A 21567-nucleotide genomic window follows, 5' to 3' on the forward strand; every position below is an offset into this window, starting at 1 on the left:
CGTCAGAGGTGCTTCGACTCCTCGTCGGGGTCGGCCTGGCCCTGCAGGGGGTCGCTGTCCTTCTGGTCGAACGAGTACTTGACGTAGTGCTCGCCGTTCAGCTCCCGCGTCTCGCCGGCGACGTACTCGAACATCGCATCGGTGCCGTCGACCAGCGCGTACTGGGTGACCCGCTGCTCGATCTCGCCGTTCTCCAGGTAGCGGTGCTCGGTGGTGCCCTCCAGCGGACCGTCGAGGTACTCCGCGACGTACTTGGCGCGTTCGGTGGGGGTGTCGCTCATGGCGTCCGAGGATAGTGAGGATCCGCCGCAGGAGCGCTGAACGCCCGCCATGGGAACTCGCGGCCGTCGACCAGCAGGTCGGCCGCGGAGCGCGGGTCCTCCCTGGCGATGAACCGTCGCTCCTGGCGGCTCCAGCGCTCCCAGTGCGGGGCGTAGGCGGCGCCGTCGCGCGCGAGCGCCCGGACCCGGCGCTCCGGCCCGGGCAGCTCCACCCAGATCGTGAGCGCGACGAACCGACGGGAGGCCCGCGAGAGGGCACCGCACCCCTCCACCACCAGGGGTCCGGCCGGCCGCAGCCGCCGCACGCCGGCAGGCCGGTCGGCCTCCCAGTCCCACCGCCGGATGGCCGGAGGGACGCCGGCAGCGCGCGGCGCGAGCAGGCCGGCGACGGTCGCCGTCGACGCGGCGTCCAGCCCGTCCCAGCCGGGATAGACGTCGTCGAGCCGCACGAGGGTCGCGCGACCGCGGGCGGCGAGGGTCGCGGCGAAGGTCGTCTTGCCGGACCCGCTGCGACCGTCGACGAGCACCGTCGGGCTCGGCCCGCGCCGCAGCGCGGCGAGCGCCTCCTGCAGCGCGGCGACGGGGCTCATGCGACGAACACGAACCGGTAGGTGCCTGCAGCCAGGCCGACCGCCACGGCGCCGCCTGCGACGGCGAGCCCCGCGAGCAGCGCCACGAGGTCCGCGCCGCCGAAGGTCGACGGACGCGACCAGGTCCGCGGGCCCGGTGCGCCGAGCCCCCTCGCCTCCATCCCCGTCGCGCGCGCGACGGCGCGGCGGATCGCGACGACGAGCAGCGCGAAGGTCTGGCCGGGCAACCGCCGGATCCGCCCTCGGTCGCCGACGCCGCGGGCCCTGCGGGCGAGCGCGATCGTGCGCCAGTCGTCCCCGAGCACCTCGAACAGCCTGACCCCGGCGAGGCCGGCGAGCACGAACCGGTCCGGGAGGTGCAGCCGCTGCCCGAGCGCGTCGGCCAGGCGGGTCGCGTCGAGGTCGGTGAGCAGCACGACCGCGGGCAGCGCGACGGCGATCAGACGGAGCGCGGTCGCGACGGCGAGCGCGATCGAGCCCTGACTCACCTCCGCGAGGCCGAAGGACAGGTACACGGCGCCGGAGGTCCGCCCGTAGAGCACGACCGTGACGGCGACGAGCAGGGAGGCGCCGGCCACCGCGGCCGTGCGGCCCGCGAGTCGCCGCAGCGGCAGCCCCGCGAGCGGGACGAAGAGCGCGGTGAGCACGATCGCCGCGGCGGCGGTCACGGCGTCGAGGCTGAGCAGCAGCACGAGGTCCACGAGCAGCACGACCCCGATCGCGGTGAGCGGGTTCACCCGGGCGACCCGGATCATGCGGCGACCTCGCTCCTGCCGCCGACCCGGACGGTGCGGTGCGCCGCGGCGGCGAGCAGCGGGTCGTGGGTCACCGCCGTCACCCCGGTGCCGTCCGCGACCACATCCGCGAGCAGCCCGACCAGCCCTGCCCAGGAGCGTGCGTCCTGACCGAACGTGGGCTCGTCGAGCACCACCAGCCGGGGCGCAGCGGCCAGTGCGCTCCCCACCGACAGGCGCCGCTGCTGCCCCCCGGAGAGCGTGAACGGGTTCGCCTCCGCGAGCGCGGTCAGCCCGAGCCGGTCGAGCAGCTCCTCCACCCGGGCCTCGCGCCGCGCCTCCGGGACCCGGAGCGCGCGGAGGCCGACCCCCAGCTCCGCCCGCACGGTGGGGGCGAGGAACTGGTGCTGCGGGGACTGGAAGACGACCGCGATCCGGGTGAGCAGGTCGCGGGAGCGCCACCGCACCGGCTCGCCGCGCAGGCCGCCCGCGAGCGCGTGCGTCGGGCCGACGCGCCCCGCGACCGGCGGCAGGAGACCGCCGAGCGTCAGGGCGAGCGTGGTCTTGCCTGCGCCGTTCGGACCCGTGACCGCGGTGAGCAGGCCGCCGTCGATCGCCAGCTCGCCGACGGATGCGACCGGGCGCCCGCGTCCGACGACCAGGGACTCGGAGCGGATGAGCGCCTCCCCCGCCGCGGCAGCCACGTCGACGACGGGGTCGTACCCCGGCACCCACACGCCCGCGGCGGCGAGCGCGGCGCCCTCCGCCTCGAGCACCGCCCGCGCCGGGCCGTCGGCGAGCACGCCGTCCGGCCCGAGCACGACCACGCGGTCCACGTGCGCCAGCCAGGTCGCGACCCGGTGCTCCACCACCACCAGCGTCGCGCCGGAGGTGCGGGCGGCGCGGACGACCGCGTCCCGCACCTCCTCCACCCCGGCCGGGTCGAGGTTGGCGGTGGGTTCGTCGAGCAGCACCAGCCCCGGCCGCATCGCGAGCACCCCGGCGAGCGCGAGGCGCTGCTTCTGGCCGCCGCTCAGGGCGCCGGCCTCCGCGTGCAGCGGCACGTCCAGCCCGACCTCGGCGAGCGCAGCCGGGACGCGGCGGTGGATCTCGTCGACGGGGACGCCCAGGTTCTCCGCGCCGAACGCGGCGTCGTCGCCCACGCGCGGGAGGATCACCTGCGACTCCGGGTCCTGCAGCACGAACCCCGCCCGACCGGCGGCCGGCCGTGCGCCGCCCACCGTCAGCTCGCCCGTCTCCTCGCCCTGATCGTCGCCGAGCACGCCGGCGAGCGCGGCGAGCAGCGTGGACTTGCCGCTGCCGGATGCGCCGAGCAGCAGCACGCGCTCACCGGGTTCGACGGTGAGGTCGAGGTCCCGCACGGCCCAGGCGAGGCGGCCGCCGTGGCGCCATCCCCAGCCGCGCGCCTCGATGCGCGCGGCGGTCACACCGCTCGTCGAGCGGCGCGGCCGCTCGCGAAGCGGTCGAGCACACCGGTGGCCGCGATCGCGCGCACGAGCGGCGCGCACACGAGCCCGATCACCGCACCGGACACGATCGTCGTGATCCCGTAGACGAGCCAGAACTCGGCGGTCCCTCCGCCGTAGTAGACGGGCACGTCGAGGAACGTCTCGGCGAGTCCGGCGGCGGCTCCGGAGAGCAGCGCCACCACGGGACCGAACGCGCGATAGGCGAGGACGGCGAACACGAGCTCGGCGCCGAGGCCCTGCACGACACCGGAGAGGAGCACGCTCGCGCCGTACGCGGGCAGGACGAGCAGCTCGATCGCGGCCGCGACGAACTCGGCGTAGACGGCCGCGCCCGGCTTGCGCACGATGAGCCCCGCGAGCGGGCCCGCGATCAGCCAGGGGCCGTTCAGGATCCCCTGGACACCGGGCAGGAACGGCTTGAGCAGGGTGGTGGGGCCGGCGGACAGCGGGATCCAGGCGAGGAAGATCACCGAGCAGGCGACGGCGACGACGCTGGCGACGACGATGTCGACGACGCGCCAGGAGAGGGACCGCCGCGGAGCGGTCGTGGGGGTGGTGCTGGTCATGGTGCCCGTCTTTCGATGCGAGCACGGGCGGTGTGAAGAGTCTCCCTGCGCCGGCATGATCCGGATCAGGTGCGGGGTCCGGTCTCGCGGCCGTCCCCACGGTCGAAGCTTGGAGCAGCTTCCTCTCAGCCCGGCTCACCGGACTCCCGTGTCGGGCCCACCATAGCGTCAGGTGATGGAGACCTGGACCGTGTGCAGACCGGTCGCGCCGTTCGGCGCCTCCGGCGTCTGCCTGGCGGTCTGGACCAGTCCGGTCGCGTCGGTCGCGCGCACCCGGAGGACGTGGCTGCCCCGGTCCGCCTGCCAGCGGTAGCGCCACTGCCGCCAGACGTCGACCGACCAGTCCCCCGCCAGCTCGCAATCCCGCCACGGCCCGCCGTCGATCTGCAGCTGCACGCGGGCGATCCCGGTGTGCTGCGCCCACGCAACCCCGGCCACGGTCACGATGCCGGCCGGCGTGGCGGTCTGCGGGCGGTCGATGCGGCTCGACACCTTGACGGGCGCCTGCGCGCTGTACCCGCGGGTCGTCCAGTACGCGGTGGCGCGATCGAACCGCGTCACCTCGAGGCGCGTCAGCCACTTCGTCGCCGAGACGTAGCCGTACAGGCCGGGCACGACCATGCGGACGGGGAACCCGTGCAGCTGCGGCAGCGCCTCGCCGTTCATCCCGATCGCGAGCAGGCTGTCGCGCCCCGGATCCTGCAGGACGGCGAGCGGCGTGCTCGCCGTGAAGCCGTCCGCACCGGAGGAGAGCACCATGTCCGCGCCCGCCTTCGGCCGCGCCCTCGCGAGCAGGTCGCGGACGGAGGTGCCGAGCCACACGGCCGTGCCGTTCAGGGTGCCGCCGACCTCGTTCGACACGCACATCAGCGTGGTCGGCGCTTCATGCATCGGGAGGGCGGCCAGCTCGCGGTAGCTGAGCGAGAACGGCCGCTCGACCTCGCCGGTCACCTCGAGGCGCCACGAGCCGACATCGACCGCGGGCGGTGAGAGCGCGATGTCGATGCGGTAGAAGTCCGCGTTCGCGGTGACGAGCGGGGTGAGCCCCTGCACGTCGAAGGAGTCCGCGGCGGCCGGAGGCGGGACGGTCGCCGTCGGGGTCGGGAGCCGCACCGCGTCGATCGCCTGCTGCGTGCCCCGCTGCCCGGCGGTCAGCGCCCGCGCACCGGCACCCGCGACGACGCCGAGCACGGTCGAGACCAGCGCGCCGCGCAGGAACGCTCTGCGCCCCTGCGTCGGGATCGTGCGGACCAGGCGCGCGAGCACGGCGCCGCCGACGACCGCGGCGACGATCGAGGGCGCCGCGTCGACCGGTGTCGCCCCGGTCCTCGTGATCGCCGCTCCCACGGCCACGACGCCCGCCAGCACCACCAGCAGCACGCCGGCAGGAGGGCGCCACGCCTGGGCGAGCCCGGCGACGGCGCCGAGCGCGAGCACCAGCACGAGCAGCACGGCGATCAGGAACGGCTTGTCGCCGGTACCGAACGCCGCGATCACCGCCGTCTTCAGGAACGGCGGTGTGAGGTCGACGACGAGCGAGCCCACCGAGAGCAGCGGGCTCGCGGTGGCGTGGAACACCGCCGCCGTGAGCTCACCCGCGCCGAGCGCCGCGGACGCGGCACCGACGCCGGCGATCGCGGCGCGACCCCGAGCCGGCACCTAGCGCTTCAACGCCTTCACGATCCGCGCGAGCGCCTTGCCCGACACCCACACGAGCGGGATCGCGACCGCGGCGAGCGCGACGGGGTTCGGCTGGAAGCGCACCCCCAGGCTGTCGCCGACGTACGCGCCGACGGGGATCACGGAGCCGCCGCCTCCACCTCCCCCGTTGTCCTCGTCATCCCCGCCTGCGCCGAACCCGAAGGTGACGAGCGCCACCGGCAGGAGCGTGGTGCCCTCGACCTCGCGCTCCTCGCCGTAGGCGACGTGCACGCCGAACTGCTTCATCGTGTCCGCGAGACGGACCGGCAGCGAACTCATGTCCGCACGGTAGCGCTCGGATCTTCAAGGGCACCGCCGATACCCTCGTCGCCGACCATGCGCCCCCGCCACGAAGGAGACTCCTTGCAGACCTGGCCCGGCACCGCCTATCCCCTCGGCGCGACGTTCGACGGGAGCGGTACCAACTTCGCCCTCTTCTCGGAGGTCGCGGAGCGCGTCGAGCTGTGCCTGTTCGACGAGGACGGCACCGAGACCCGGGTCGACCTCATCGACGTCGACGCCCACGTGTGGCACGCCTACCTGCCCCAGATCCAGCCGGGGCAGCGCTACGGCTACCGCGTGCACGGCCCATACGAGCCGAGCGAAGGGCTGCGCTGCAACCCGAGCAAGGTGCTGCTCGACCCGTACGCGAAGGCCACCGTCGGCGCCTACGACTGGGATCAGGCGCTGTTCTCGTACACGTTCGGCGACCCGGACTCCTTCAACGACGACGACTCCGCGGCGCACGTGATGCTCGGGGTGGTCGTGAACCCGTTCTTCGACTGGAGCGGCGACCGGCCGCCGAAGACCCCGTACAACGAGACCCTCATCTACGAGGCGCACGTGAAGGGGCTCACGGAGCTGCACCCGGACGTGCCGGAGGAGGAGCGCGGCACGTACGCGGGACTCGCCAACCCCCACGTCATCGAGCACCTGCAGAAGCTCGGCGCCACCGCCATCGAGCTGATGCCCGTGCACCAGTTCGTGCAGGACTCGACGCTCCTCGACAAGGGCCTCCGCAACTACTGGGGGTACAACACCGTCGCCTTCTTCGCGCCGCACAACGAGTACGCCTCCGCCGGGCAGCTCGGGCAGCAGGTGCAGGAGTTCAAGTCGATGGTGAGGACGATGCACGACGCGGGGATCGAGGTGATCCTCGACGTCGTCTACAACCACACCGCGGAGGGCAACCACCTCGGGCCGACCCTGTCGATGCGCGGCATCGACAACGCCGCGTACTACCGCCTCGTCGACGACGACAAGCGGTTCTACATGGACTACACCGGCACGGGGAACTCGCTGAACGTCCGGCACCCGCACGCGCTGCAGCTGATCATGGACTCGCTGCGCTACTGGGTCACCGAGATGCACGTGGACGGCTTCCGCTTCGATCTCGCCGCGACGCTCGCGCGGGAGTTCTACGAGGTCGACCGGCTGTCGACCTTCTTCGAGCTCGTGCAGCAGGACCCGATCGTCAGCCAGGTGAAGCTGATCGCCGAGCCGTGGGACATCGGCCCCGGCGGCTACCAGGTCGGCAACTTCCCTCCCCAGTGGACCGAGTGGAACGGGAAGTACCGCGACACCGTCCGCGACTTCTGGCGCGGCGAGCCCTCGACGCTCGGCGAGTTCGCCGCCCGCATCACGGGCTCCGCGGATCTCTACGAGAACGACGGCCGCCGTCCCGTCGCCTCCATCAACTTCGTCACCGCGCACGACGGCTTCACGATCCGCGACCTCGTCTCCTACAACGAGAAGCACAACGAGGCGAACGGCGAGAACGGGAACGACGGCGAGTCGCACAACCGCTCCTGGAACTGCGGGGTGGAGGGGGACACCGACGACCGGAAGGTGCTGACGCTCCGCGCGAAGCAGCAGCGCAACTTCATCGCGACGCTGCTGCTCAGCCAGGGCGTGCCGATGCTGCTCCACGGCGACGAGCTCGGGCGCACCCAGCACGGCAACAACAACACGTACGCGCAGGACAACGAGATCTCCTGGGTGCACTGGGACCTCGCGGACCAGCCGCTCATCGAGTTCACCGCGGCCGTCTCCCGGCTCCGCCGCGAGCACCCCATCTTCCGCAGGGCCCGGTTCTTCGACGGCCGCCCGCGCCGCAGCGAGGAGGGGGCACCGAAGCGGGACATCGTGTGGCTGCGCCCCGACGGCACGGAGATGCAGCCCGACGACTGGGACAGCGGGTTCGGTCGAGCGGTCGGGGTGTTCCTGAACGGTCAGGGCCTGCGGGACCGGGACGCGCGCGGCGAGTACGTGGTCGACGTCGACTTCCTCCTGTACTTCAGCGCCGCGGACGACACCGTGCGCTGCAAGCTGCCGTCGCGCACGTACGGCACCTCCTGGGACGTCGTCGTGGACACGAGCGGGAGGAACACCGACCGCGGGCCGCTCAAGGCGGGCAACCAGCTGATGCTCGACGCGCGGTCCCTCGTCGTGCTGCAGGCGCACCAGGCGGTCGAGCTCGAGCCCGACCACTCCGTCGCAGCGTCCCTCGCGGTCCTCGCGAACTCGACCGCCACCGGGCAGATCGCGGCGCAGGTCGCTTCCACCATCAAGCCCGACAAGAAGTAGAAGCAGGACCGTGAGCGACCCCTCCACCCCCTCCCCCGTCTCCACCTACCGCGTGCAGGTGACCGGCGCGTTCGACCTGCACTCGGTCGCGGAGCTGACCGACTACCTCGCCGACCTCGGCGCCGACTGGGTGTACCTGTCGCCGCTGCTCGAGGCCGAGCCGGGCTCCGATCACGGGTACGACGTGATCTCCCACGACCGGGTCGACCCGGCACGGGGCGGCGACGAAGGGCTCGTGGAGGCCGCGGGAGCCGCGCACGCGAAGGGGCTCGGCGTCCTCATCGACATCGTGCCGAACCACATGGGCGTGGCGACCCCGGCGAGGAACGCGTGGTGGTGGGACGTGCTGACCCACGGTCGCTCCTCGCGGTACGCGGACGCGTTCGACATCGACTGGGACTTCGGCGGCGGCAAGCTCCGGATCCCCGTGCTCGGCAGCGCCGACGCGCTCACGGACCTCCGCATCCGCGGCGACCGGGTCGTCTACTTCGACAACGAGTACCCGATCGCGCCCGGGACCGCGGACGACGGGGCCGACGCCCGGACGGTGCACGCGCGGCAGCACTACGAGCTCATCGACTGGCGCCGCGCGGACTTCGACCTGAACTACCGCCGGTTCTTCGCGGTGAACACGCTCGCCGGCATCCGGGTGGAGGTGCCGGAGGTGTTCGACGCCTCCCACCGCACGATCCTCGGCTGGGTCCGGGACGGGCTGGCGGACGGCCTGCGGATCGACCATCCTGACGGGCTCGCCGACCCGAAGGGGTACCTCGACGCGCTCGCCGAGGCGACGGGGGGCCGGTACGTGCTCGTCGAGAAGATCCTCGAGGGCGACGAGGCGCTGCAGGACGACTGGGCGACCGCGGGCACGACCGGCTACGACGCGCTCGGCGACTTCGACCGGGTGCTCATCGACCCGGCGGGCGAAGGACCGCTCACCGTGCTCGCCGCCAGGCTCGACGGCCCGATCGACTGGAAGGCGCTGATCCACACCACGAAGCGCGAGGTCGCGGACGGCATCCTGCACTCCGAGGTGCTGCGCCTCGTGCGCACGGCCGGCCTGGCGGACGTGGACCAGGAGCGCCTCGCGGACGCGTTCGCCGAGCTGCTCACCTGCTTCCCCGTGTACCGCAGCTACCTCCCGCACGGGGTCGAGGCGCTCGACGCCGCGGTCGCGGACGCGAAGCGCCGGCGACCGGATCTCGCCGACGAGCTGGAGGCCGCCTCCCGCCTCCTCCGGGACCCGTCCACCGCGGTCGCGCTGCGCTTCCAGCAGACGAGCGGGATGGTCATGGCCAAGGGCGTCGAGGACAGCGCCTTCTACCGCTTCACCCGGCTCGCCAGCCTGACCGAGGTCGGCGGCGATCCGGACGTGTTCGCGGAGTCGCCCGAGCGCTTCCACGAGCGGCAGGCCGCACGCCAGGCCGCGTGGCCGGCCGCGATGACGACGCTCACCACCCACGACACGAAGCGCGGCGAGGACGTCAGGGCCCGCATCGACGTGCTGAGCGAGGCCCCGAAGGAATGGGCCGACGCGCTGGCGACGCTCGAGCGCATCAACGGTTTCGGCGACCCCGCCTTCGCCGACCTGCTCTGGCAGTCCACGGTCGGCGCGTGGCCCATCGAGCGCGACCGGTTGCAGGCCTACGCCGAGAAGGCGTCCAAGGAGGCCGGCGTCTCGACGAGCTGGACCGACCCGGACGAGGAGTTCGGGAAGCGCCTCGCCGCCGCGGTGGATGCGGTCTACGACGACGAGACGGTCGCGGAGCTCATCGAGCGGATCGCGACCCGCCTCAACCCGGCGGGGTGGTCGAACGGGCTGTCCATGAAGCTGCTGCAGCTCGCAGCGCCCGGGGTGCCGGACGTGTACCAGGGCAGTGAGCTGTGGGAGCAGAGCCTCGTCGATCCGGACAACCGCCGCCCCGTCGATTTCGCGAAGCGTCGCGAGCTCCTGGCCCAGATCGACGCCGGCGCGCTGCCGGACATCGACGAGACGGGCGCCGCGAAGCTGCTCGTGGTCGCGAAGACGCTGCGTCTGCGCCGCGACCGGCCCGAGCTGTTCACCGACTACGTCCCGCTCACGGCGACCGGCCACGCGGCCGACCACCTCGTCGCGTTCGACCGCGGCGGCGCGATCGCCCTCGCGACGCGGCTGCCGGTCGGGCTCGCCGAGCGCGGCGGCTGGGGCGACACGACACTCGACGTCGGCAGCGCGCCGGTGCTCGACGTGCTGACCGGGCGCGACTACCCCGGTGGCGTGCTGCGCGTCGCGGACGTGCTCGAGCACTACCCCGTCGCGCTCCTCATCGAAGTGGGAGGCCTGCAGTGACCGAACGGCATCCGCTCGCGGTCTGGGCCCCGAAGCCCTCCCGCCTCCGGCTCCGGCTGGGGGACGAGACGCACCCCATGACGCGTGGCGACGACGGGTGGTGGACGCCCGACGTCGCCGACGTGCCGGCGGACGCCCGGTACGGCTACCTCGTCGACGACGAGCGCAGCCCGCGACCCGATCCGCGGTCCCGGCGGCAGCCGGACGGCGTCCACGAGCTCTCGCAGCGGTTCGACGCGACCGCGTTCGGCTGGACGGACGCGGCCTGGACGGGCCGCCCGCTCGCCGGCGGGGTGGTCTACGAGCTGCACATCGGCACCTTCACCCCGGACGGCACCCTCGATTCGGCGATCGACCGCCTCGACCACCTCGTCGAGCTCGGGGTCACCCACGTCGAGGTGCTGCCCGTCAACGCGTTCAACGGGCGGTGGAACTGGGGCTACGACGGCGTGCTCTGGTACGCGGTGCAGGAGACCTACGGGGGCCCGGAGGCGTACCAGCGGTTCGTCGACGCGGCGCACGCCCGGGGCCTGGCCGTGATCCAGGACGTGGTCTACAACCACCTCGGCCCCTCCGGCAACTACCTCCCCGAGTTCGGGCCCTACCTCTCCGAGGGCGGTTCGAACACCTGGGGCACGTCGATCAACCTCGACGGTCCGGGCTCCGACGAGGTGCGCCGGTACATCGTCGACAACGCGCTGATGTGGCTGTCGGACATGCACGTCGACGGGCTGCGGCTCGACGCGGTGCACGCGCTCGTCGACCACCGCGCGCAGCACGTGCTGGAGCAGCTCGCGATCGAGGTCGACGCGCTGTCCGCGCACCAGGGCCGTCCGCTCACGCTGATCGCCGAGTCGGACATGAACGATCCGCGGCTCATCACCTCCAGGGAGGCGCACGGGTACGGGCTCGACGCCCAGTGGAGCGACGACTACCACCACGCGCTGCACGTCGCGCTCACCGGCGAGACGACCGGCTACTACGAGGACTTCGCCGGGCTCTCGGTGCTCGCCCGCGCGATGACCCACGGGTTCGTGCACGACGGGACCTGGTCGAGCTTCCGCGAGCGGCACCACGGGCGGCCGATCGACCGCCTCACCATGCCGACCGGGCGGCTCGTCACCTTCGCGCAGGACCACGACCAGATCGGGAACCGCGCGGCGGGCGACCGGCTCTCGCAGACCCTCTCCCCAGCCCGGCTCGCCGTCGGCGCCGTGCTGAACCTCATGACGCCGTTCACCCCGATGCTCTTCATGGGCGAGGAGTGGGGCGCGAGCACGCCGTGGCAGTTCTTCACCTCGCACCCGGAGCACGACCTGGGCGAGGCCACCGCGAAGGGGCGCATCGAGGAGTTCGCCAGGATGGGCTGGAACCCCGACGACGTGCCGGACCCGCAGGATCCGGAGACGTTCCGGCGATCGAAGCTCGACTGGTCGGAACCCTCCGGCGGCCACCACGCGGAGCTCCTCGAGCTCCACCGGCGGCTGATCGCGCTGCGCCGCGGCCTCGCCGACCTCACCGACCCGCGCTTCACCACCGTGGAGGCGGCCGCGGACGACGAGGCCGACGTGCTGGTCCTGCGGCGTGGCGCCGTGACGGTCGCGGCGAACCTGGGCGAGGAGGAGGTCGTGGTCTCGGTCGAGGGCGCGCTCGAGCTCGCGACCGCCGACGGGGTCGCGCTGTCCGAGGGATCGCTGACGCTGCCCGCGGACTCGGCCGCCGTGCTCGTGGCCCCGGCCCGCTAGCCCGCCGGACCGGCACCGGCTGCGGTCGGTTCCGGCACACCTCGTCGGTTCCGGCAGCACTGCGGGCCGCGAACCGCTGCCGGAACCGCCAGCAGCTGCCGGAGCCGACGGGCCCGGCGCGGGCGATGAGCCTTCACACGGCATCCAGACGGGGCTGGTTGGCTCGCGCCATGACGAGGTACGAGTACGTGATCGTGGGCGGCGGGATGATCGCGGACGCCGCGGCCAAGGGCATCCGCGAGCTCGATCCCGACAGCGCGATCCTCATCCTCGGCGACGACCCTGATGAGCCGTACACCCGTCCCGCGCTCTCGAAGCTGCTGTGGATCGACCCGAGCTTCACGGAGGACAAGGTGCCGCTCGGCACCGAGGCGACGGGGGCGGAGATCCGCACCGGCGTGACCGTGGAGTCCATCGACCCGGAGGCGAAGACCGTGCGGTTCGGCGGCGTCGAGACGCCCGGCGAGACCGTCGAGTACGGCGCTCTCCTGCTCGCGACCGGCGGCGCACCGAAGACCCTCGACCTGCCTGCCGGCGACCGCGTCATCTACTTCCGCACCTTCGCCGACTACCGCCACCTCCGGTCGCTCGCGGAGGAACGGCCTCACGTCGCCGTCGTCGGCGGCAGCTACATCGGCACCGAGATCGCCGCGGCGCTCGTGCAGAACGACTGCCGGGTCACGCTGGTGACCCCCGACACCGTCCTCCGGGACACCGTGCTGCCCCCTGCGCTCGCGCGCCGGTTCCAGGGGTGGTTCGAGGACGCGGGCGTCGAGATCGTGCCGGAGACGCGGGTCGCCTCCGGCACCGCCACCGAGGACGGTGTCGTGCTGACGACGGAGGCCGGCGACCGGATCGAAGCGGACGTGGTGGTGCTCGGGCTCGGCATCACGCCGAACACCGCACTCGCCGAGGCCGCAGGGCTCGCGGTCGAGGACGGGATCTTCGTCGACGCGCACCTGCGGACGAGCAACCCGTCCGTGTACGCCGCCGGCGACGTCGCGAGCTACCCCGACGCGCTGCTCGGGCGGCAGCGGATCGAGCACGTCGACCTCGCCCGCAAGCAGGGACGGGCCGCCGGCCGCGCTATGGTCGGGGACGAGACGCCGTTCACCTACACGCCCTACTTCTACTCGATGGTCTTCGGGCACCGGTACGAGGCCGTCGGCAGTCTCGACGCGTCGCTCGAGACCGTCGCCGCCTGGGCGGAGCCCGGGGTGAAGGGCACGGTCTACTACCTCGACGGGGACGCCGTCCGCGGCGTGCTGCTCTGGGGGAACTCCTCCGACGCCGAGCCCGCGGCGCGGGACGGCGCGAAGGAGACCCTCGCCGAGCCGACCCGGTTCACGCGGGAGGAGCTCGCGAAGCGCACGCTCACCTGACGGAGGTGCGGGGTGGTCGGTCAGGAGCGCAGCGTCGCGAAGACCACGAGGTTGTCGGTGTAGCTGTGGGCGACGGGGTCGAACGGCTCGCTGCACGTGATCAGGCGCAGCTGCGCATCCGGCGTCGCGCCGTAGACCTCCTTGCTCGGGAACAGCGCCTTCTGCACCACATGGCTGCCGTCCACCGAGAACCGGAGGGTACGGCCGTCGGACATGCGGATCTCGATCACGTCACCGGGCCGCAGCTCCTGCAGGTGCTCGAACACCGCGGGTCCGAGGATCGTGTCGAGGTGCCCGACGATCACCGCCGCACCGACGTCGCCCGGCACGACGCCCTTCGACCACCACCCGGCCGTGTCCGCGTACTGGGGCGCGACGAGGACGCCCCGCGCGTCCTGATGCAGGTTCTCGAGACCGGTGTCGACCCCGATCTTCGGGATCAGGAGGCGCGAGGGTCTCGCGGTGCTCCTGGTCGGGGGCGCCGTGACGACGGGATTCTGGAACCCGTTGGTGCCGCCGCGGGCCTGACGCCGCTCCGCGGCGGTCATCGCGGCCAAGCGGGCGCGGTCGACGGCGGCCTGCTGCGCGGCGGCCCGCCGCTCCACCACGCCGTGCCAGGTCACCGCGGCTCCGCCTCCCATCGCCAGCACCAGGACGACGAGGGCGGTGAGGAGCCGGAGACGCCCGCTCAGGAGTGCTGCACCTCGCCGCGCCGTCTGGCCATCGCGCCGAACCCGGCGAGACCGGCGGCCGCCGCCACCGCCGCGAGCAGCAGCGCGAGCTCCGCGGTCCCGTCCGCGAGCCCGCCGCCGCCGGCCGCGAGCGACCCCACGGGCGTGACGGTGGACGCCGCGCTGTCGAGCGCGGGCGACACGGTGAGCGCGCCCTTGGCGTCGTCGATCACGAACAGCGTGTGGGAGCTGCCCGCCGAGAACCGCTCGGTGACGGTCTGCGCGTCCGAACCGCTGCCGAGCGTGAACGACTCCGAACCGGCGGGCACGGTGACGTACTTGGTGACGTCGCCGAACGCCGCACCGCTCGCCACGGTGGTCGAGCCCGCCTTGACGTCCACGGAGGGGTGCATGACGGAGGCCTGGACGATCCGCACGCGGGCCTCGCCGCCCGCCACGGCGCTCAGGTCGTCGGTGAACTCGATCGTCTTCAGGTGCGCGTTCTTGCCGATCGCCGCGAGCGTCTCCGCCTTGCCCGCGGTGACCTGCACCGATCCGCTGACGACGGGCGTCGCGTTCGGGTCGTTGGAGCCGGTGGGGACCATCGCGAGGGCGTAGGTGCCCTGCGGCAGCCGCATGTACGGGGAGACGGCGCCGTATCCGACGTTCTGCATGCGGAACAGGGTCACGTTGCCGGAGAGGCTCGACAGCGTGATGTTCACGGCGGCCGTGTCCGGCGACATGTGGGCGAGCCGCACCCAGCCGTCCCGGGAGGCGGCCGTCGCGGGTGCAGCGGGCAGCGCGGCGGCCAGGAGCGCGATGGCCAGCGCGGCGAGGAGGGGGCGGATTCGCTTCATCGGGTGAGGAGTGTGGACCAGTCGCCTCCACGTCCGCCGAACGCGGGGGCGGTCAGGCGTTCGGGGTGAAGTCCGGTCTCGGCGCGAAGGCCGCGGTGATCCCGGAGTCGGTCGCGTCGATCGAGCGCGTCGCGTAGTCGCCGCGCAGGTTCGAGAGGAAGCGCAGGAGCACGCCCGTCTTCGTGCCGTCGGCGGGGACGGGCCGTCCGTCGATCGCGCTGATGGTGACGGTGCTGCGCACGCCGGAGGTGTCGCCCTTCGCGGTGCCGAACCCGCTGACGGTCACGCTGTGGGCGGTCACGAACTGGGCCAGCACGATCGCGATCCGCGCATCGACGTCGCCCGCGAGGAGCAGCGAGCGGTCCTGCCCCGTCACCTCCACGCGCGGGTTCGCCGCGAGCTGCCGGCCGATGGTCGCGCGCGCCGCTGCGGCGGCACGGCCCGCGGCGGTCGTCGGCGGGGCCGGCGCGGCGGATCCGGTGGTCGGCCGCACCGCGCGGACCGTCATCGCGGCCGGTCCGGATCCGAAGCGCGCGACCGCGAGCGAGCGGCCGAGCACGGTCGCCGCGGCGCCGCTCGGCCGCTCGGGTAGCGACGTGTCCACCACCACGTAGTCGGCCCTGGTCCACGGCACCGAGCTCGGCACGGTCCCTCCGCCCGCCGCTCCCCCGTACCACTGCACGTCGGCCCTCGTCGTGCCGACGAGGTCGGGGTAGAGGGCGAGCCCGACGAGCACCGTCTGCCCGGCCGGCACGCTGCTCGCCACCCATCGCTCGACCTCGGCGACGGGCTGCTTCCGTCCGCTCACGAGCGTCCCGAGCCCGAGCACCCACACGGTGACCGAGACGACCAGGAGCGCGCCGACGCCCATGAGCCAGCCCGACCCGAGCACGCTGCGGACGAACAGCGGGTGACCGAGCGCGGCGATGCCGACGTCGACCGAGCGTGCGACCGCGACCGCGACGAGCGGGAGGAGGACGAGCAGCGGGGCGACCGCGTCCCCGCCCTCCGGCCACACCGCGACGGCCGCAGCGACGAGCACGAGCGTGGTCACGGCGCGGTCGCGGACGACGAGTGCGGTCAGCAGCACGGCGCCGACCGCGACGACCGCGCCGAACGGATCCGCCTGCCACCAGAGCACGAAGGCCGCACCGCCGCCGGTCGGTCCGGTGCCCTGGGCGGCGGTCAGGGCGTCGAGTCGGGCGGCCGCAGCGGTGGCCGGGAGTGCCGCGGTGATCGCCATCGCGAGGGCCAGGACGGCCGCGGCCGCGACGAAGCCGCCGCCCACCTCGACGGCGGGATGCGACCAGCCGCGGCCGGCCTCGCGTCCGCGCCAGCGCAGTACGAGCAGCACGCCGATCGCGACCACGACCGCAGCGACCCCGGGAGCGGAGGCGACGGCGAGCGCACCGAACGCGCCTCCGGCGAGCCGGGATCCCGGTCCCCTGCCCATCGCGAGGCCGGCCGCCAGCAGCCCCCAGACGACCGCGAACGCGGTCGCGGAGATCGCGGTGTGGGCCACGACCGCGACGGGCGCGATGCCGAAGGCCGCCGTCGCCAGGCCGGCCGCGACCCCGCCTGCGCCCAGGCGGCGCAGGACCCACCAGAGCAGCCCGGCCTGCGCCACGGCGAGCAGCAGCACGGCGCCGTGCGCGGCCGCGAGCACGCTCTGCGCCCCGCCGCCCTGCAGCGCGTGCAGGAGCACGCCGAGCTGCAGCCGGCCGAGCGTCGGTGCGACGAACCACGACGTGGTGCCCGCGAGCGCGCCCGGTTCGGTGGCGAGCCACGCGCCCGCGAGGTCGAAGCGCGCGGCCCCGGTCGGCACGCGCTGCGCCGCAGGGCTCAGCGACTGGACGAGGACGAGCGCGACGATCGGCGGCAGCAGGGAGACGAGCGGGACGAGCACGGTCGCAGCGCGTCCCTCGGGCCGCGGGATCGTGAACCGCGACGCGGACCGATGCCGCGACGTCTCCCGTCGCCGCCCCTGCTCCTCCACGCGGTCAGCCCTCGGTGGCGGCGAGCCGCTCGCGGCCCGGCTGCCGCTCCAGGAGCGCTGCGGGCAGCACCGCTCCGCGGCCGAAGCGCAAGGCCGCCCGGTCGGCGGCCGTCTCCGCGCCCCGCCACTGCTCCTGATCGCTCCACAGCCCGAGCAGCTCGTCCTCCGCCCGCACCAGCTGCTCGCCGCGGGTGCCGAGCAGCCGGACCGCGCGGCCGCGCAGCTCGGCCGCGTCGAGCAGCGCGAGGGTCTCCTCGTGGATGCGCCTCGCGAGGTCCGTCGCCTCGGGCAGGGTGCGGGAGCGGGTGATGGTGGTGAAGTCGGCGAACCGCACCTTCAGCGACACCGTCCGAGCGCGCCATCCGCCCTTGCGGAGCCGGACCGCGACCCGGTCCGCCTGATCGAGCAGCTCCCGACGCAGGGTCGGGAGGTCCCTGACGTCCGTGCCGAACGTGTTCTCGTGACCGATGCTCTTGTCGGCCCTCGCCGTGCTCACCCGTCGGGCGTCCCGGCCCCACGCGAGATCGTGCAGCTTCACACCGGCCGCGGCGCCGACCCAGCCCTCGAGCACGTGCTTCGGGGTCTCGGCGAGATCGCGGACCGTGCGGACGCCGCGGCGCTCCAGCGATTCGCGGGTCGCCGGTCCGACGCCCCAGATCGCCCCGATGGGCAGGGGGTGCAGGAAGTCGAGGGTCTGCTCGGGCGGCACCACGAGCAGCCCGTCGGGCTTCGACCGCGTCGACGCGAGCTTCGCGATGAACTTCGTCGCCCCAGCCCCCACGCTGCAGGTCAGGCCGGTCTCGCGCCGGACCCGCGCCCGCAGATCGGCCGCGATCGTCGCGGGCGGCCCGAACAGGCGCACCGCGCCCGCGACGTCGAGGAAGGCCTCGTCGATCGACAGCGGCTCGACGACGGGGGTGACGTCGTGGAAGATGCGCATCACCTCGGCGGACGCGTCGCGGTACTTCTCGTAGTGCGGGTGCAGCACCACCGCGTTCGGGCAGAGCCGGAGCGCACGGGCGACCGGCATCGCCGACCGGATCCCGTAGCGCCTGGCCGCGTAGTTGGCGGAGCTCACGATCCCGCGTCCGCCCTCGTGACCGATGATGACCGGCCGGTGCACCAGCTCGGGGTGCTCCAGCAGCTCGACGGAGGCGAAGAACGCGTCCATGTCCACGTGCAGGACGGTGGCGCGGGTGCTGTCGACGTCGGCGGCGGAGACCTGCCGCTGCCCCTCGCCGCCCTTCGCCGTCATGCCCCCATTCTCGCGGGCGGATCCGACGCCGCGCCTCAGCGGACCTGCTTCACCATCTCCAGCTCGAGCGAGGGCGGGTCGAGCGGGTACGGCGTGGTCCTGCCGGTGAGGACGAACCCGCGGCGCCGGTACGCCTCGATCGCCCTGCCGTTCAGCTCGTTGACCTCGAGCCGCAGCTGATCGCCGTGCTGCGCCGCCCAGCGCTCGATCGCGGCGAGGAGCGCGTCGGTGACCCCGGCGGCGGCACCCCGCACGTCGGGCGCGACGTAGACGGCGACGAGCGTCGGCACGCCCTCGGCGATGATCCCGGTCATCGTGCCGAGCCAGCGGCCGTCCTCCCGCTCCGCGACGAGCTTCACGCTCCCCGGGCGGCCCCTGGCGCTGCGCTGCCAGTGGGAGACCGGGTGCGCCTCCGCCGTCTCGAGGGTCTCGAGGTACGCGATCGGGGTGTCGGCGAGCATCTCGAGCCGCAGGGCGCGGAGGCGCACCCAGTCGCGCTCCTCCACCTCCCGGACCGCGAACACGGTCATCGCGACGCGCCCGTCGGGCTCGCCTCGGCGAGCGCGCGCTCCTCCGCGGGGATGCGGAACCCGAGCAGCAGCACGGCGTTCAGCACCGTGAAGGCCGCGGCCGTGACCCACGCCGTCGCGACGAGCGGGAGGACGATCCCCTCCAGCACGACGGCGACGTAGTTGGGGTGGGGCAGCAGGCGGTAGGGCCCCCGGTGCACGAGCGGAAGTCCCGGCACGACCACGATCCGGGTGTTCCAGCGCGGCCCGAGCGTCCGGATGCACCACCAGCGCAGCGCCTGCGCCGCGAGCGCCAGCACGGCGGACGGGATCGCGAGCGCCGCGAGGAACGGGCGGCCGGCGAGCAGCGGTTCGATCGCGCAGGCCGCGAGCAGGGCGGTGTGCAGCGCGACCATCGGCGGGAAGTGGCCGCGGCCGCTCTCCCGACCGCCGCGGGCGAGCGCCCACCGGGCGTTCCGCGCCGACAGGCGGAGCTCGACGAGTCGTTCGGCGACGGTCCCGGCGAGCAGCAGCAGATACGCGGTGTACGCCGCCCACCAGCCGGCCGAGCCGGCGAGCAGCTCGGCGCTCATGCCGCGGCCAGCGCCTCGGCCGGTTCCGGCCAGCGCAGCAGCACGAACTCCGCGCTCACGCCCGGCCCGAGCGCGAACAGCAGCCCGTAGCCGGACGCCGCGCGATCCGCGTGGAGCTCGTCGGCGAGCACATGCAGCACGCTCGAGGAGGAGAGGTTGCCCACCCTCGCCATCGACGCCCAGCTGCGCGCGAGCGCCCCCTCCGGCAGACCGAGGCCGCGCTGGAACGCGTCGAGCACCTTCGGGCCCCCCGGGTGCGCGATCCAGGTGCCGACGTCGGGGACGCCGAGGCCCTGCGCCGCGAGGAAGGCGGTCGCGTCCGCGGCGAAGTTCGCGTCGATCACCTCCACGACCCCGGCGGTGAGGATCACGCGGAACCCCGTCTCGCTCGGCCGGAACCCGATCACGTCCCGGCTGCCCGGGTAGAGCCGGCTGCGCGTCGCGACCACGTCCGGGCCGGCGACGCCGGCGGCGCGGGCTGCACCGACCAGCACGACGGCTGCGGCGCCGTCGCCGAAGAGGCCGCTCGCGACGAGGTTGTCCATCGAGTCGTCGTCGCGCTGGACCGTGAGGGAGCACAGCTCGACGGACACGAGCAGCGCGACGCCGTCCGCGTGCCCCTCCAGGTAGTCGTGCACGCGGGCGATGCCGCTGGCGCCCGCCACGCAGCCGAGACCGAACATGGGCATGCGCTTCACGTCCTCGCGCATGCCGAGGCGCGGGACGAGCAGCGCGTCGACGCTCGGTGCCGAGACACCGGTGACGGAGGTGAAGACGATGAGGTCGACCTCGTCCGCGCGCACCCGCGCCTCCTCGAGCGCGCCGGCCACCGCGGTCGCCGCGAGCGCCGTCACCTCCTCGACGAACCGGTCGTTGGTCTGCCCGAAGGTCAGCGCGTCGCGGTAGTCCTCGAGCGGCAGCACGAGGTGCCGCGTGTCGACGTGGGAGGAGGCGTGCATGCGGCGCATGAGCGCCTGCCTGCGTGGATCGCGCGCGACCATCGGGGCGAGCATGTCGGTGATCGCCTGCTGGGGGTAGCGGTGCGACGGCAGCGCCGTCGCGACCGCGGCGATCCGGGACACGCGTCGAACGGTACCCGGGAAATCGCGGGGCCCGGCGTCCGCCCTCCGGGTTGGCAGCCTCACTAGTCTCCGCTCGTGCCGATCATCGACAACGCGGTCTACGTGGACGGGCGGCGGACGGCCGACCCGGTCGGACTCTCCGAGACGTACGACCTCGTCCGCGACCGGGGCGGCTTCGGCTGGATCGGCCTGTACCGCCCGGAACCGGCGGAGCTGCACGCGGTCGCGGACGAGTTCTCCCTCCACCCGCTCGCCGTCGAGGACGCGCAGGAGGGGCATCAGCGGCCGAAGCTCGAGCGGTACGGCACCGACCGGTTCGTCGTGCTCCGGCACGCCAGGTACATCGACTCGGAGGAACGGGTCGATTTCGGCGAGGTCGACCTGTTCGTCGGCGCCGACTCCGTCGTCGTGGTGCGGCACGCGGAGGCGCCCGACCTGCGGGCCGTCCGCGCACGCCTGGAGCAGGAGCCGAAGCTGCTCGCGCGGGGGCCGCTCGCGGTGCTCTACGCCATCGCCGACCGCGTCGTGGACGACTACGTCCCCGTCGTGAACGGGCTCGAGAACGACATCGACGAGATCGAGGATCAGCTCTTCGGAGGAGACCAGGGCGTCTCGCAGCGCATCTACGAGCTGACGCGGGAGGTGATCACGTTCCAGCGCGCCATCGCTCCGCTGAGCGGGGTGCTCCAGCAGCTCCGTGCGGAGATCGACGGCCGCGAGGACCTCCTGGAGGTGCGGCGCGGGCTGCGTGACGTGCTCGACCACGTCACGCGGATCCAGGAGCGGGTGGAGGGGTTCAGGGTCCTGCTGCAGAACGCGCTGACGGTGAGCGCGACGCTCGTCGGGCAGCGGCAGAACGACCAGATCGAGCAGCTCGCCCGCGACACCTACGAGCAGGGCAACCAGGTGAAGAAGGTGTCGTCCTGGGCGGCGATCGGGTTCTTCCCCGGTCTGCTCGCGTCGATCTGGGGCATGAACTTCCACGTCATGCCCGAGCTCGCGCTGCCGTTCGGCTACCCGGTCGCGCTGCTCCTGATGGTCTCGCTCGGCGTCGTGCTCTACGTCACGTTCAAGCGCAGGAACTGGCTCTAGTGCGATTCGAAGGGGATACGGCGCGCAGGATACCCGTCGCATCGCACCTGGCCGTCACACCACGATGCAGGCCCGGAGGGTGTTGTCGGCGCCCGTGAGCGCCATGCT

19 protein-coding genes are annotated in these 21567 nt (G+C 73.5%); 5 read left to right on the forward strand and 14 right to left on the reverse strand.

Features of this window, described 5'->3' with window-relative positions; translation table 11 throughout:
• Positions 1–2: 2 nt before the first annotated feature.
• The 7 genes from ACTHLI_RS10565 to ACTHLI_RS10595 all read right to left on the reverse strand — a co-directional run bounded on the left by ACTHLI_RS10565 (position 3) and on the right by ACTHLI_RS10595 (position 5641).
• Entirely contained in the window at positions 3–281 is a 279-nt protein-coding gene (locus tag ACTHLI_RS10565) for a hypothetical protein (RefSeq protein ID WP_440183401.1), read from the reverse strand.
• The gene (locus tag ACTHLI_RS10570) at positions 278–871 is read right to left on the reverse strand and encodes an ATP-binding protein (protein WP_440183403.1); all 594 of its coding nucleotides are present in this window, start codon (positions 869–871) and stop codon (positions 278–280) included. Before ACTHLI_RS10570 ends, ACTHLI_RS10565 begins: the two co-directional genes overlap by 4 nt.
• Positions 868–1626 (reverse strand): energy-coupling factor transporter transmembrane component T family protein, encoded by a 759-nt coding sequence (locus ACTHLI_RS10575; protein ID WP_440183405.1) that lies wholly within the window; start codon positions 1624–1626, stop codon positions 868–870. The genes ACTHLI_RS10570 and ACTHLI_RS10575 overlap by 4 nt, the downstream gene beginning before the upstream one ends.
• Positions 1623–3053, reverse strand: a complete 1431-nt coding sequence (locus ACTHLI_RS10580; protein WP_440183406.1) for an ABC transporter ATP-binding protein — start codon at positions 3051–3053, stop codon at positions 1623–1625. Before ACTHLI_RS10580 ends, ACTHLI_RS10575 begins: the two co-directional genes overlap by 4 nt.
• Positions 3050–3661, reverse strand: coding sequence for an ECF transporter S component (locus tag ACTHLI_RS10585; RefSeq protein ID WP_440183407.1), 612 nt, complete (start codon positions 3659–3661; stop codon positions 3050–3052). The genes ACTHLI_RS10580 and ACTHLI_RS10585 overlap by 4 nt, the downstream gene beginning before the upstream one ends.
• A gap of 168 nt (positions 3662–3829) precedes the next feature.
• Complete coding sequence (locus ACTHLI_RS10590) at positions 3830–5320, reverse strand: molybdopterin-dependent oxidoreductase (RefSeq protein WP_440183408.1); 1491 nt, start codon at positions 5318–5320, stop codon at positions 3830–3832.
• A complete protein-coding gene (locus ACTHLI_RS10595; protein WP_440183409.1) occupies positions 5321–5641 on the reverse strand; it encodes a spore germination protein GerW family protein in 321 nt (106 codons plus the stop codon).
• A gap of 84 nt (positions 5642–5725) precedes the next feature.
• Here ACTHLI_RS10595 and glgX point away from each other — a divergent pair, with 84 nt between their 5' ends.
• The 4 genes from glgX to ACTHLI_RS10615 all read left to right on the forward strand — a co-directional run bounded on the left by glgX (position 5726) and on the right by ACTHLI_RS10615 (position 13404).
• Positions 5726–7948, forward strand: coding sequence for a glycogen debranching protein GlgX (gene glgX, locus ACTHLI_RS10600; RefSeq protein ID WP_440183410.1), 2223 nt, complete (start codon positions 5726–5728; stop codon positions 7946–7948).
• A gap of 10 nt (positions 7949–7958) precedes the next feature.
• Entirely contained in the window at positions 7959–10277 is a 2319-nt protein-coding gene (gene treY, locus ACTHLI_RS10605; RefSeq protein ID WP_440183411.1) for a malto-oligosyltrehalose synthase, read from the forward strand.
• Complete coding sequence (gene treZ / locus ACTHLI_RS10610) at positions 10274–12022, forward strand: malto-oligosyltrehalose trehalohydrolase (protein WP_440183413.1); 1749 nt, start codon at positions 10274–10276, stop codon at positions 12020–12022. Before treY ends, treZ begins: the two co-directional genes overlap by 4 nt.
• Before the next feature lie 170 nt (positions 12023–12192).
• A complete protein-coding gene (locus ACTHLI_RS10615) occupies positions 12193–13404 on the forward strand; it encodes an NAD(P)/FAD-dependent oxidoreductase (protein WP_440183414.1) in 1212 nt (403 codons plus the stop codon).
• Positions 13405–13424: 20 nt separating this feature from the next.
• Here ACTHLI_RS10615 and ACTHLI_RS10620 read toward each other — a convergent pair whose 3' ends face one another.
• The 7 genes from ACTHLI_RS10620 to ACTHLI_RS10650 form a co-directional block, all read right to left on the reverse strand.
• Positions 13425–14027: a sortase domain-containing protein gene (locus ACTHLI_RS10620; protein WP_440183416.1), complete on the reverse strand. Its 603-nt coding sequence runs from the start codon at positions 14025–14027 to the stop codon at positions 13425–13427.
• A gap of 65 nt (positions 14028–14092) precedes the next feature.
• Positions 14093–14932 (reverse strand): DUF4397 domain-containing protein, encoded by an 840-nt coding sequence (locus tag ACTHLI_RS10625; RefSeq protein WP_440183417.1) that lies wholly within the window; start codon positions 14930–14932, stop codon positions 14093–14095.
• Between the two features lie 52 nt (positions 14933–14984).
• On the reverse strand, positions 14985–16928 hold the full coding sequence (locus ACTHLI_RS10630) for a hypothetical protein (RefSeq protein ID WP_440183419.1): 1944 nt from the start codon (positions 16926–16928) through the stop codon (positions 14985–14987).
• 4 nt (positions 16929–16932) lie between these two features.
• Positions 16933–18183, reverse strand: a complete 1251-nt coding sequence (dinB, locus tag ACTHLI_RS10635) for a DNA polymerase IV (RefSeq protein ID WP_440183420.1) — start codon at positions 18181–18183, stop codon at positions 16933–16935.
• 35 nt (positions 18184–18218) lie between these two features.
• Positions 18219–18713, reverse strand: a complete 495-nt coding sequence (locus ACTHLI_RS10640) for a GNAT family N-acetyltransferase (protein WP_440183422.1) — start codon at positions 18711–18713, stop codon at positions 18219–18221.
• Positions 18710–19285, reverse strand: a complete 576-nt coding sequence (locus ACTHLI_RS10645) for an isoprenylcysteine carboxyl methyltransferase family protein (RefSeq protein WP_440183423.1) — start codon at positions 19283–19285, stop codon at positions 18710–18712. Before ACTHLI_RS10645 ends, ACTHLI_RS10640 begins: the two co-directional genes overlap by 4 nt.
• On the reverse strand, positions 19282–20367 hold the full coding sequence (locus ACTHLI_RS10650) for a type III polyketide synthase (protein WP_440183424.1): 1086 nt from the start codon (positions 20365–20367) through the stop codon (positions 19282–19284). The genes ACTHLI_RS10645 and ACTHLI_RS10650 overlap by 4 nt, the downstream gene beginning before the upstream one ends.
• Before the next feature lie 75 nt (positions 20368–20442).
• On the opposite strand from ACTHLI_RS10650, the gene ACTHLI_RS10655 reads away from it, so the two are divergent.
• Positions 20443–21459 (forward strand): magnesium and cobalt transport protein CorA, encoded by a 1017-nt coding sequence (locus ACTHLI_RS10655; RefSeq protein ID WP_440183426.1) that lies wholly within the window; start codon positions 20443–20445, stop codon positions 21457–21459.
• Positions 21460–21567 lie beyond the last annotated feature (108 nt).

The organism is Amnibacterium sp., from assembly GCF_051956055.1.
In the GTDB taxonomy this organism is placed as follows: Bacteria; Actinomycetota; Actinomycetes; order Actinomycetales; family Microbacteriaceae; genus Amnibacterium.